General features: G+C 62.8%; 11 protein-coding genes. 1 reads left to right on the top strand and 10 read right to left on the bottom strand.

Annotated features, from left to right (window positions below):
• The first annotated feature begins 193 nt into the window (after nt 1–193).
• Entirely contained in the window at nt 194–931 is a 738-nt protein-coding gene (locus tag MOX01_RS08360) for a M23 family metallopeptidase (protein ID WP_170224179.1), read from the top strand.
• A 308-nt stretch (nt 932–1,239) separates the two neighbouring features.
• Here the strand turns inward: MOX01_RS08360 and MOX01_RS08355 are convergent, their stop codons facing one another.
• The 10 genes from MOX01_RS08355 to MOX01_RS08310 form a co-directional block, all read right to left on the bottom strand.
• The gene (locus MOX01_RS08355; RefSeq protein ID WP_067115804.1) at nt 1,240–2,031 is read right to left on the bottom strand and encodes a hypothetical protein; all 792 of its coding nucleotides are present in this window, start codon (nt 2,029–2,031) and stop codon (nt 1,240–1,242) included.
• A gap of 110 nt (nt 2,032–2,141) precedes the next feature.
• Nucleotides 2,142–2,729 (bottom strand): hypothetical protein, encoded by a 588-nt coding sequence (locus tag MOX01_RS08350; protein ID WP_067115801.1) that lies wholly within the window; start codon nt 2,727–2,729, stop codon nt 2,142–2,144.
• A gap of 163 nt (nt 2,730–2,892) precedes the next feature.
• A complete protein-coding gene (locus MOX01_RS08345; RefSeq protein ID WP_141369238.1) occupies nt 2,893–5,346 on the bottom strand; it encodes an AAA family ATPase in 2,454 nt (817 codons plus the stop codon).
• The gene (locus tag MOX01_RS08340; RefSeq protein ID WP_141369236.1) at nt 5,343–5,522 is read right to left on the bottom strand and encodes a hypothetical protein; all 180 of its coding nucleotides are present in this window, start codon (nt 5,520–5,522) and stop codon (nt 5,343–5,345) included. Before MOX01_RS08340 ends, MOX01_RS08345 begins: the two co-directional genes overlap by 4 nt.
• A gap of 178 nt (nt 5,523–5,700) precedes the next feature.
• The gene (locus MOX01_RS08335) at nt 5,701–7,308 is read right to left on the bottom strand and encodes a GmrSD restriction endonuclease domain-containing protein (RefSeq protein ID WP_082914220.1); all 1,608 of its coding nucleotides are present in this window, start codon (nt 7,306–7,308) and stop codon (nt 5,701–5,703) included.
• Between the two features lie 3 nt (nt 7,309–7,311).
• Nucleotides 7,312–8,130, bottom strand: a complete 819-nt coding sequence (locus MOX01_RS08330; RefSeq protein WP_141369234.1) for a hypothetical protein — start codon at nt 8,128–8,130, stop codon at nt 7,312–7,314.
• 42 nt (nt 8,131–8,172) lie between these two features.
• Complete coding sequence (locus MOX01_RS08325; protein ID WP_067115790.1) at nt 8,173–9,213, bottom strand: hypothetical protein; 1,041 nt, start codon at nt 9,211–9,213, stop codon at nt 8,173–8,175.
• Nucleotides 9,203–10,870, bottom strand: a complete 1,668-nt coding sequence (locus MOX01_RS08320) for an HsdM family class I SAM-dependent methyltransferase (RefSeq protein ID WP_067115787.1) — start codon at nt 10,868–10,870, stop codon at nt 9,203–9,205. The genes MOX01_RS08325 and MOX01_RS08320 overlap by 11 nt, the downstream gene beginning before the upstream one ends.
• 183 nt (nt 10,871–11,053) lie before the next feature.
• Complete coding sequence (locus tag MOX01_RS08315) at nt 11,054–12,235, bottom strand: tyrosine-type recombinase/integrase (RefSeq protein WP_067115784.1); 1,182 nt, start codon at nt 12,233–12,235, stop codon at nt 11,054–11,056.
• Complete coding sequence (locus MOX01_RS08310) at nt 12,228–12,476, bottom strand: helix-turn-helix transcriptional regulator (RefSeq protein WP_067115781.1); 249 nt, start codon at nt 12,474–12,476, stop codon at nt 12,228–12,230. The genes MOX01_RS08315 and MOX01_RS08310 overlap by 8 nt, the downstream gene beginning before the upstream one ends.
• Nucleotides 12,477–12,572: the final 96 nt, after the last annotated feature.

The raw sequence follows: 12,572 nt of genomic DNA, 5'->3' as shown, positions 1-12,572 counted from the left end.
GATGACCGTCAGATCGTCCGGCCCGCCTTCGGGGGCCGGACGATCTGCATGTACTGTTCAGCGGTCTACCTCGCCCGAGCGTCTATCGGACCACGGCACGTTGATCTGGGGACAGCCCGCTACTGTCACTGACATGCACCCCAACGAACCGAAACCCCCTTCAGTGCTGCCCGGAGTAGGTCGCAGAACGTTCATGACGGCCGCTGCGATCACGGCGGCGGTCACTGCTGCCGGCGTGGGCGCGGTCGGTCGCCCGCAATCAGCGGCCGCTGCCGTGACCTGGGGTTACCCGTTCACGTTCCGTTCCGGGCGCTCGCGCGGCTTCGTCGGACAGTACCCGGCGCACGCCGGAATCGACTACACCCCTGGTTTGGGGACGCCGATCCACGCAGTCGCCGATGGGACGATCGTCATCAGCGGTATCACCGGGAACAAGGGCGCCTACGGCGAGAGCATTCACATTCAGCACGCCGACGGCTATCGCACCGTCTATGCGCACATGCTCGAGGGCACGCGCATCGGCACAGGGCCGGTTTCGCGAGGGCAGTTCATCGGCAAAGTCGGTGACACCGGCCAGTCCACCGGTCCGCACCTGCACATCGAAGTCCAGCGCAACGGCGTGGCACTCAACCCCGATCCCTACATCGACGACGCGCCGCTCGCAGGGAGCGGACCGACGACACCTCAACAGGAGACAGCAATGGAAGCAATCGTGAAGGTCCCGACCGGAGCCGTGGTTCACCTCAGGTACGGCGGGAAGACCGACTTCGCCAGCCAGCAGCAGTACAACGACTTCCGCATGCAGGTCGACACCCTGCGCAGCCTCGGAGCAACCGATCTCATGCCTCTGCCCGAGCTCTCGAAGGTGCCCGGAGTTTCCTGGGACACCTTCACCTTCCTCGCCGGCTATATCGGGGCGCCGACGGCGTAGTCGCGAGCGAGTGACGGAAGGCTCCCACCATGCCGAGTGCTCGGTGGGAGCCCTCCGCACGGCGCCGGAGACGGAAAAAGCCCCGGAGTTCCGCGTTTTTCAGCGGTTCTCCGGGGCTTTTATGGTCGGGCTGACAGGATTTGAACCTGCGACCCCTTGACCCCCAGGCGTCCAGACGGCGTCGTCAAGGCTGAATCCCGCGTGACGCCGGGGCTCAGATCATGCAGGACGCTTCGTGCGATGCATGATTTGCATGATTCTGGTCCCCTTCTGGTCCCCCCCTCCCCGCTGATTGAAGTGTCTGGTGGTTACGAAGGCACCTGTCGCCCAGGGTCGAAGCCCAGTGACGTTGCGAGGGCGCTACTCCCCCATCCCTCGTCTGTGATCTTCCAGATTGAAGCGATGTGAAGCGACTCCAAGTATCGTGCGTGCTCGTCGCCAATCGGCTCGGAGAACACGGCCAACAAGTGCGGCTGCCGAGTGTCGTTCCGGTACCAGAAATAGCGGTACTCCAAAAGCTGTGCGGTCGCTTCGCGCACTGCTTTGGTTGCGTTGCCGCGATATACCTGTTTCACCTCAACAAGACAAACCTCGCCGACCCGGGTCAGTTCCATGTCTCGAGGATGGACATTGGTCGCGGGTTTCCAGCCGCGCGCCGCGGCAGCGATACCGAAGGTCCTCAGCGTCTCTTCATGATCTCGTCGTTTCGTCAGCACCTGACCTTGCAGTCGAGCAATGTACTCGCCGCTGTCTTTGGGTTTGAAGTCGGCGAGAAGCTCGGCTTCAGTATCATCACGCAGGCCCGCGCGGTATCGCTGCGCCTCGGCAATCGAAAGCGGACTGAGTCGCCACGGACCTCCGCGCGTCGACGGCAGCATCTCTCCTCGATGCTTGAGCTGGTCGTATAGGGAGTCGACGTTGTTCTGCCACGCGGCTTCGCCTCGTCTACCAACGCGCGGCCGCATGTCCTCGGCGCTGAACTCGTCCCCAAAGAGGTGCGTGATTCGCGCATGCACCTGCCGCCGGTATGCCTGCTCGCCGAGGTCCACGACCGCAGTGAACAACCAGCGCCGCACAATGGCACGAGACGATTCGGTCATGTGTCAACCGTAGCTTTCAGCCATGTCCACACAGCCGCCAGTTCCGGTGCGTCTTCCGGCTCGGAGAACTCTGTCCGACCCGGATGCCCGTACGTATACGAGGACTCTCGCTAGAACCAAAGTCGCCAAAGTTCGACCACACCCCAAACGAGCGCGGTTCCAAGAGCAGCGGCCACCGCGCCGACGAGCACCTGTCCGACGACTCCCAGGGCACCCGCGGCGGTACGCTGGCTCCAACTCGGTCCGACAGCTTCACGTAGCGTCTGCGGCCAGCGGAGGAAGCTCGCGATCACGCCGACAAGTCCGCGCTCATGCTGAAGCGCGTTCTCGTACCGAGTACGCGCCTGACCGATTGCGAGATCGACCGCTGACACCACCATCTGGGGCTTGAGCTCGTCAGGACGTTCTAGCGCGAAATGCCAGTTCGCGATGGGGTTGACGGTCGTCATGTAGGCAGCATTGCGCATCGTGAACGTGCCACCGCCGTTGGCGCTGTATGCCTCCTGCGCAGCACCCGCCGCGATTGCGGTGTCCCTCTGGAGCTGGGACCACTTGTCGTCCGAAACGGCGGGAACTAGCCTCGGTAGATCCCAGTCGCCACCCACAGGCTTCGAGGCGTTCATCAACTCGATGAAGGCGTGACGGAACTCATTCAGCCGTTCACCCTGCTGCTCAATTCGAGTCGACGGTTTCCCCATAGTTCCATCCTTGTCAGCAGTACCGACTCTGCTCGACCGACACGCTCTAGGGCTGCCTCCGCCGGGTCTTCCAAGAACGTCCGCGCATTCCGCGCTGGTCGTCGATCGGACCCGCCTCAACGGAAGCCGCAAGCCTGCGCTGATCGCGGTGCTGGGCGTGCGGCTATTGCTTCTTCTTCGTGAGGTTGAGGTTGTATGTCTGGCAGGCGCAGCGAAGCGACTCTTCGGCTCCGGTCCTTCCGCTCACGGCGATCCATGATTCGCAGTCAGCGTTCTCGCACCGGAAAAGCGAGAGGAAGTCCTGTGCCGCAGCGAGCACAGGGCGGAAGTCGGCCGCGGTGCCATTGGCCCAGTCGTTGTTGTGGACGAGCTTATTGAGAAGCCACGACTCGGCATCTTGCTCTGGGACGACGGCGTTCCGGCGCTGCTTGAGCTGTTCAACTCGTTGGGTCTGCGGCTGGTTTCCCCAGGATTGCGCCGAGCTCGCGGCCAAGCCCAAAAGCTTTCCGTGGCGGCCTTTGATGGAGTCCAGGAACGCCGAGAGGTCGTAGGTGCCGTCGCTGCGGTAGGGCACCGACCCCCCGATGCTCTCGGCGATATCGGACGTGCTCGCTTCGAGTGCTCGTCGGAGCTTGTGGGCAGCACCGGCTACGTCTTCTTTTTCGAGGTCGGCTTCGATTGAGGCCCACGCATCGCTCACGCCGTAGGCGGGGCCGGCGTCGACTGTCCAGCCGTAGAATCGTGCCATCGAGGCGGACTTGACGAGTCCGGATGCGCGCATCTGACGAGCCCAAACCTCGTCATGCGTGGTGATGATGAACTGGACGCCAGCGAACTCGGTCTTTAAGAGTTCAGCGAAGCGGCGCCGGTGGTTGGAGTCGACGGACATCACGACGTCATCGAGTACCGCGTACTTGAAATCTGGGCCGAGAAGCTGCTTCACCAGGGCGAGGTACAGGCAGACACCCATCCCGTCCTGATGACCTTCGCTGTGATAGGCCACGGGCGGGAACATGCCGAGCTGGTAGAAATCGACCTTTAGGTCGAGGCTTCCCGAGCTGGGGACGAGCTCAGCGCGAAAAGCCTCCTCATCGTCTGCATTGACGAACTGGTAGTAGCGGCTGAAGTCGTGTTCGACAGTGGCGTACAGGGTCGACAGTGCTTCGTCGGCGGACGCACAGTAGAGGTCATAGGCTTCCTGGGCGGCCTTCTTCACAGCGTCGGACTTCTTGGCGTCTACGCGCGCGAGCCGAACGCGGGTCCATCGGTCCTTGGCGAGATCAAGGAAGGTGCGCGCAGCGTCCTCGTCAGACTCATCAGGGGCATCTTCGAGCGCGGTGCGGAGCGCGTCGAAGGCCTCCGTCAACAGCTTCGGAGGAACGTGAGCCGTCACAGAATGCGAGGCGTCGTGGGCGGTCACAGCCTCGAAGGTGCCGACCGTTCCTTCCAAGACGGCAAGCGAGTCCGTCCAAGACTTCAGAAGATGCGGAAGATCCTCTGATCCGAAGTTGCGTGCGGACGGAACAATCCGCTCTGCCTGCTCGCGCAAGCCTCGGAGCGCCGTCCTGTATGAAGCGGCCGCCGTGGTGACTTCACCGCGTAGCTTCTGCGCTGCCTCGGTGGCGGCGATGCGCTCGGCGATGTGTGCTTCGAGGCTCTCCTGGGACTCCCAAGCTAGATCGCAGAGCGGGCAGGTGGCGGCCTCGACCGCCGCGAGCCCCAGATCGAGTAGCTCTCGGTGCCGGATCGCGTCCATCATGGATGGGTTGGCCACGAAGGTCGCGACCTTGCCTTGAAGTTCCTCGCAGGCCATCTTGATCGCATCGTCTTCGGTGATCACTGTGCGCAGCGTGGCGAGTTCGCGTCGAGCGCTATCCAGGTTGATCGAGCTGGACTTCCGCCGTTCACCCGATCCCTGCAGGACGTCAGTATCAACGGTGAGCTCGATCAGGGCCGCCAGCCCAAGAATCTCGCGACGCTTGTTGATTTCGCGCAAGACCTCGGCAGACAACAGCGAAGTCAGGCCAAGATGCTGTTGGAAGGACCGTTCGGCGAGCGCGCGCTCCGACGCGCCCGTCTTGGCGTCCGTTGCGGCCTTGAACGAGGCCGCTTTAAGCGACTTTCGCAAGGCTTCGACGCGATCGAGCTTCAGGAGCGCCTGCACTTCGGCGGCGCGCTGCCCGGGCTTGGCGACAATGTATTTGATCAGCTCGCGGCGCGAGAGGGTGAGTTCGGGATGATCCGCCGCCGCTTGGAGTGCCCTGCGCATAGCGGGCGTGTCCGGAGTGAGCGTAAAGGTGGCGGCAGTCTTCACGCTGCGCGTGATCGTGGCCACCTCGCCCGATTCGGTGTCCCTCACGCGGAGCACGACCTTAGCGGCGGCGGGGTCGTCGCGCCGGTGGACATGCGGTCCGTGACGTAGAAGCGTCACGCCCGCGGTTCCGTCGCCGGCTAGGCGCGCGATGCTACCCGTGAGGCCGAAGTCGATGGCGTCGACGACACCGCTCTTGCCAGACCCGTTCGGCCCGTATACAACGAACGACTTGGCGGCCAGGTTCAGATCGATGGAACGGATGCCTCGGAGCTCCTCGACGTGGAGGTGTTCAAGCTGGATCATACGGGCTGGTCTCCCACGTTCGTCTTGGTCGCCTCGAGGAGAGATTCTGCTGTAGGCACGCGATCGCTGCGGACGAGTTCCATCAACTTCGCGGCCAGCTCGACCGAGATCGCGTCTGATGCCGCTAGACGGTTCTCGAAGTCGCTTAGAATCTGGCCTTCAAGAGGTGTGGGCACTGTGGCCTCCTACTGACATTGTGACGAAGAAGAGGACTGGTGAAGGTCTTGGTAGGGGCGTGGATGTAATGATGACCGAGTATCCGAGGGCAGAGGGAAGCGGATCGATGATTAGCCGGTCTGGCTCAAGTGGATGCCTCTTTAGATTCGAGTAGCGCGTCGATTGGCTTTCGGTGGTCTACTCATCTCGTCCGTCGAACCACCGAATGGGAACATCGGAGTATCCGCTGACGCGTTGCTCCAAGAGGTCTGCGCGACGGCGCAAGAAAACGTCCGGGTCCGCCAACGATTCCAGCAGTGGTCCACCCGGAAGTAGTTGCGATTCAAGGGCAGCTTCCGGGACCGTGCTCAGGAAGCTGCCGCGTTCCCGTCGCACTTGGCGAGCTGACGCACGCGTCATCAGAACCATCCCGAGGACGCGCAGATGAAGATCCCCCTCGCCGCGCGGAAACAGGCTGACGACAACTGCGTCTTCAGCAGGACTAACGATCACTTCGCCAGTCAGGAAATCACGCGGTTCCTCTGCCGCGAGGAGCGAAGTAAACGCCGACCACAGGGCTGACTGTTGTCGGCGGGTTGCACTTTGAAGCAGTCGACGATCAATCGCGAAAGAAGCTGAGGACCAGTCCGGGTTCACCTCAGACAGTAGTCGAGAGTCCAACGCTATTCGGGTACTCGAACCGACCCCATAGTCCATCCCCAGTGAACGGGCCCAGAACCAGGTAGAGAGCTCAGCGTTATCCTCAAGCGAGTCCCGTCCCAAACGCATCGCCCGATCAGCGAGCGGCAGCAACAGACCGCGGTATGGCATCCAGGAAGGCGCAGGGATCCCAATGTTGCGGAGCTTCAAGACAGCCGCTTCAGTTGCGGCCACTGCCGGGTCCCACGAGCCACGAATGTCCCGCGCTTTGAGGCCGAGGAGCGCGGGCTGACGAACGTCACCCTCAAGATTGAGCGAGATCGTTTGGATCACCGGAAGTCCATCGTCTCCGAGCCAGTGCGCAATCGGCTCGCTCTCGCGACGCGCTGTTTCCCACCTATCCCGCAGATTCCATTCCGGCTCGTATACCCGCGCGACGAGCAAGTCGAACGTGTTTAGCCGCAAGCCGGTCAAATTGATCCGTTCGAAAATCCGAGCAACGGCTGCCGGTGGTAGGTCGTTGTCAAGCAATACAGCCGGGAACGCATATGTATTCAGTCGTCCAAGGTGAGACCGGTAGACATCCGCCAAGAGTCTGCCGACCTCTCCGCGCTCCCTCTCCGGTGTCGCTTCGATCACGCGGTCGCGCCAGGCGAAAAAGTCTGACGCGGTTCGAAGTTCATGCAACGGCACCAGGCGTTCTCGACTTTGCCGCTCAAGCGGGTACTCGCGTTTCCACTTCCCGCGTGGGACAAGCTCGATGAGTTCCTCAATCGCCTCGGCGCTCCCGTCGGAGTTGGCCAAGTCCTGCGCGCGAAGGATGAAAGCAACGTCTCCGCGCCCCCGGATCGCGTGAAATAGGGCGGTGAGACGCTGCTGCCCGTCGAGGACGACATACCGCACATCGTTAGCGAGATCTGGACCGTCCTCAAACTTCCGAACTTCAAAAAACTTCGGCGCTCCACTCATCAGTAGGAGGCTCCCCGCGGGCCAATCGGAGAGCAGAGTCGCAAGCAAGCTGACGACGTCCGAGTCCGACCAGTCGAAGTCACGCTGAAACGCGGGAAGTACGGCCGTGCCTTCTTCCACCGAGTCAAGCAAATCCTCAAGGCGAATCTGCTTCGCATCAACAGCTAGTGCGCTCATTACCTAGACCTCATCCAATCGGTTCATGCCGGCCAGGAGCGGCTTATAAGCCGTGAAGAAGTTCGTCGGATACTCCTCCGGGCTCTGGTTGTACACGAACGCAACACGATCGCGAAGTTCGTCCGAGTCTCCGGGAGCCGCGAGGGTCACAATCGTCGTTCGATCGATCGTGACAACCTCATAGCCGAGGTCGAGATCATGCTCTACAACGCTAAGTTTGCTTCCTCGGTGCAACTGTTCAGAACCCTGCTTTGCGTCGCGCCACAGTCGAGCAGCTCGCGCGACCACGTCGCCAATATTGTCGGCGAGCCTTTCGGCAGTAACCCCGCGCAACTCGGCTTCCCGCGCGAGATAGGCTCCGCCATTCACCGGCACTGCGATGGTCACCGACAGAGGCCGCTCACGTGCGACGTCTCGAATCACGTAGGCGTTTCTGTCGAGCCAATCTCCGTTGTAGGTAAGTACGGTGATGTCATTCGCGGACGCGAGCAAATGCTGCCAGTCCAATTTTGAACGAGGAGACACATCCTGCAACCCCGACTTCGCGATACTCGATCCGAGCCGAAGATAGTGCCGGAGATCCGTGCTGTGATCGCGGCGAACAAAAAACTCCCAGATGAGCGAAACGACTGCCAGACCGAAAAGAACTCCCAGCACATTGGTGGCCGCCGCGTACAACCACGGCCAGAGATTGTCGCGGAAAAGCTCCAGAAGGACTAGTGCCGCGAGCGTTAGGACACCACCGATAACCGCGAGGGTGAGGACACTTCGGCGTGTCGCCGCGAAGGCCTTATCCATAAGGGTGCTCTCGCCCATTGCCAAGGAGCGCGTCTACGCGTGACTGCTCGGCGAGACTAACGCTATTCATCGCTCGACCGCCAGGACTGGCTGCGACCGTCGCCGACGCGCTTCTTTGTGCAAGTTCACTGGGGTGGCGTCGATTACTCGCCGCACCATTTCGGCGATGAAGTACCCCGGCTGGAGGTCAGCGGGGACAAGCTCGACACGGATCGCAACGTGAGGCAGGTTTGCCAATGCTTCCTCAACCGCTGAGAGTTCGACGCTTTCCTCGGCGACCTCGTCGTCTTCGAGTGGCGTGATACCTGCCTCGGCAAGGGGGTCTTCCCCGTCGCCAGGGTCATCGTTGCCCTCGTCGACGGCCAGGTGCGCTCCGTATTCAATGATAATGAGAGCAACAGCGTGATAGGCATCGTCTTCCCTGCCAAGCTTCTGGAGCAGATCAATTAGCCATTCGGCTTTGTCAGGTGACTCGTCGAAGATCGTGGAACGAAGCCCGTACGCGAAGCCGAGCGCTGCGAGGGGATGTCGGAGACGAAGGTTCTTGGCGTCGCCGTAGGATTCTTCTACACGGTTGGCGGCGTTCTTGCCGAAGCTGGAGTCCATTCGTTTCGTGCTGATGAGCAACTCGGGTCCGGCAACCCAGTTCGACATGACCACATCGACCTGTTTGAGGTAGTTCTTACCCAGAATGCTGGCGCTCGATGCTGCTGCGCCGGCCGGTGGGGTCTTAGCGCGGAGTCGTTTCCAGAGCGCTTCGCGCTCCTTAACGGTGACCTTCTCAAGCAGGCTGACCACGGGTCCAGGAAGGATTCGCGGTGCGGTCGGTCGGGGCCACACTGCGTCCGCATCAAAGCCCGCGCGGCGGAGTTCGTACGAGAGCCACACATCGAGTGCAAGTGCCGGGACACCCGTTGTCGTTGGGGCCTTCAAGTAGAGAGGCACCCCAAGAAGGCGGGTAAGTGTTGCGTAGTCAGGTTCGTAGACCAGGTTGCCGTCGGGGCCCTTCGTCCACGGGTTGCTGTGGACGCCTTCGGGTGCCGCGTCGGCGACGATGCGGTCAAAAATGGCCCAGGCTTTGGCCTTCGTTGACGGTTCAGCGGCCACTTCGTCCCCTCGCTGTGCGTCGGTGTGTCATAGCCGCGTGAGCTACCCGTACTCGAGCCAAGTCAGCTTCCGAGACAATGCCCGCGCCTGTGAGCAGGACGCGGTCCACAAGTTCAACGGCCTGGGCGAGCTTTCCGTGCTGCAGCAGCGTCGCGACCCTCGGTTTGATAGCGCGGAGTGCGTCGGCGTGCGCCTGAATGTGTTCGGTCGAAGGCATGGCCCAGACATCGGCTTCGCGAGGTTCGAGCTTGAGAATCCCGCCCCCGTACGAACGACCGACCATTTCAGCATTCAGAAGGGTGACGGAGTTCAGACTGGCGAGAGGCAGCAACTCTCGCCCCAGCGCCCGAACACCGTCCTTGAGGTAAACGCCGTGGACAGAATTCAAGTGCCCAGCCTGCGCGCTGTTGGTGGTCAGGCGTGGGGTATCGGCGTTCATGCAGGTCAGCAGCAGGTCCGCTGGCGGCAGGAGCGGGACTCGATACCAGGGCTTACGGACCCGGCACTTGTATGCCTCGTCGACGCCGGCGAGATGACCGGTCGCAATGTATGCCTGAGCCGCGGGAGATGGGGTCTCGGACGGGCGGAACAGCCAGGTCGCCTTGCCCTTCTGCCCGAGTCGGGTCATGGCATCACTGGAGAGCTCCAGTCCACGGAGATGCGAGCTGCCGGGCGGGGAGAGCCGGATCAGGTCTTTGCGAGTGAGACCGAGCTCTTTCACCCGTGCGGGCGAGAGGGCAAAGTACCGGTTGTTGCCGGTCACCATCCCGAGCGTGGTGTCACCCCAGGCCTCGAGGTTGGTGAAGTGTCCGCTAGCTTTCAGGGTGCGGAGCGGCTCGATCGCGTCCGGGTCGACGAGTAGGCCAGTCCACTTGGCCGCCGGGTCCGGTGGCGTCCAGGTCAGCGGGCCGCTGAGCGTGGAGAGAGCTTCGGCGTCTTGTGCCTGATAGATGGTGGCGTGATCGGTCGGCCCTTCGTCAAACCCGTCGGCGAGGAGAAGGACCACGTCAGCCTCGGCCTCGGGGAACACCTGCTCGGTGAACAGCACGAGCTCTACGCTGCGGAAGCGATCGAAGAGGAACTGTCTGACGGCGGCGGCGTAGTTCACGCTGAGCAGTTCGGCGGGCAGCACAAGTCCCATCCGGCCGCCGGGTTTGAGGAACAGGGCGGAGTGGATGGTGAAGGCTGCCCAGCTGGAGGCGAGCGCCGTCAGTGCGACGCCTGCTTTGAGCGCGGCGGCGCGGGAGCGTGTGCGGGACTCTCCGGTGAAGTCCTGGTAGCGGATATACGGCGGGTTTCCGATCACCACGGAGTAGCGGGGCTCGGGTTCGACGAGGAAGAAGTCGCTAACGATCAGGTTGGGGTCTCCCCCGGCCTCCTTGACCCGGGTGCGGGCGATACGGGCGCTGTGCGGGTGGATCTCCACCCCGTCCACGCGGGGCGCTGCGGTGTCGCCGTTGGCTAGCTCTTGGAGACGCCGGACGGCTTGCACAAGGAACGCGGCATCGCCGGCTGACGGCTCCAGCACCGTATCCTCTGAGGTGCGGACTGCCCAGTTCGTGATGTAGCGGGTGATCGCGTCCGGGGTGAAGAACGCGCCGCGAGCCTTCCGCAGCTCAGCCGTGTCGACAGCGGCGGGTGCAGAGGAATCGAACATGTCTTCATTCTGGCGCACGCATCTGACAATCGTCGTGAGGCCGCGCTCAACATCACGGCGCGAGTTGTCCCGCCGATCGTTGGACTTCGTTCCGCCAGGAGCGAGGACACGGTCGTTGTGGCCAGATCGACAGGAAGTGTGCCAGATCACATCTCGCGGGCACGCTTCCTGTCGATCCCGCACTTAGCTTGCTTGGGCGAACACTTTGTCGAGCAGTTCCGCGGTGACCGGGTTCACGGTCTCGTTACGCTGGATGTAGTGCTGCATCGTGATCCTCGGGTCGGTGTGCCCGAGGAGCTCGGAGGCGAGGAGCGCGCCCCGGGCGTCGTTGACGACGGTCGCGACGGTCCGGCGGAATCGGTGCGGGGTAACGTTCTCGATCCCGGCCGCGTCCATCACGTCGCGCAGGAGCCGGCGGACGTTGTTCGTCGTGTGCGGCGTCCCAACCCGCGTACTAAACAGGAGCGCACACGGTTCTGTGTCTCCTGTACGGAGAAGTCGCAAGCGGATCGCCTGCAGCGCGAACGACGGCAGTGCGACGCGGCGGACAGAGCGATCCGTCTTCGGATGATCCTGCCGGTGGGTCGGCTCACCCTTGCGGCTGATGATCGTCCCGGCAATCCTTGCCGTCGGGATCGGACCATCCAGGTCGAGATCCTGGACTCGGATGGCGAGGACTTCACCGATGCGGGCGGAGGTGCCGAGCATGACCTCGACGATCTGGCCGAGTTGCCGCTCCGGCCTCGGTCCCGCCAGTATCCGCCGGGACTCCCAGGCCTTGATCGCCGCCCGGATCTCATGCACCTCGCCGAGGGTGAACGCGTCCGGGATGGTCTTCTTCCGGTGCAGTCGAGAGACGTGGTCCATCGGGTTGCGGGGCAGGATCTCGTGTCGGACCGCGAGCGCGAGGGCGAGTCGAAGGACGACGCGGGCGTGCTTGGCACGGCTGTAACTGCGCTTGGCGAGTTGTTTGAGGAAGTAGTCGCAGCGGGCGACCCCGATCTCCCGGAGAGTGAGGTCTTTGAATGCAGGGAGCACGAGGGCGCGCATGTCACGCTCGTAGAGATTCCTCGTGGTTCGTGAGAGGCGGTCTTCGATCTCCATGTCTTCCAGCCAGTACGCGACGAGCTCCGGGAACGAACTGTCGGCGCTCATCCCGTTGAATCCGGGCTGGTAGAGGGAACGTTCGGCGAGCTTCTGCTTGAGCTTGCGCTCCGCGGCGGCCCGTGACGGGCCCGTGGCCTGGACGAGCCGGTTGCTGCCATCCCAGTCCCGGTACCGGGCGCGGGCCACATGGTTGCCGTTCGGCTGGGCGCGGGTGGCGATGATCCCGAAGGTGCCGATCGCTGTGCGGGGCCTACCCACGCGCGCCCTCCCCCGCTCCAGGAAAGGTGGCGGCGCCGGCGGGCTCGCGCATGGTGTCCATCCAGGCGCGGATGTCGGTTATGCCGAACATGATGCGCTTGCCGAAGCGGTAGGCGCGGGGGCCTTTGCCGTTAGTGCGCCAGTCGTAGATGGTGGAGACGGGCACGCCGAGGTAGTCGGCGAGTTCGTCGATGTTCAGGAGCGGTTCCAGGCCGTGCGGGCTGGACTGGTGTTGATTCATCCCTCCAGTCTCAAAGGACAGATGACCGGATCTGTTCTCCCGCCCTGCTCCCCCGTCGAGTTGCCCGCCGCCCGGCACGCGAATCAGCGCCTGCCG

Source organism: Microbacterium oxydans (assembly GCF_006540085.1).
Classification (GTDB): domain Bacteria; phylum Actinomycetota; class Actinomycetes; order Actinomycetales; family Microbacteriaceae; genus Microbacterium; species Microbacterium oxydans.
This window is presented reverse-complemented; position numbering and strand designations above follow the sequence as displayed.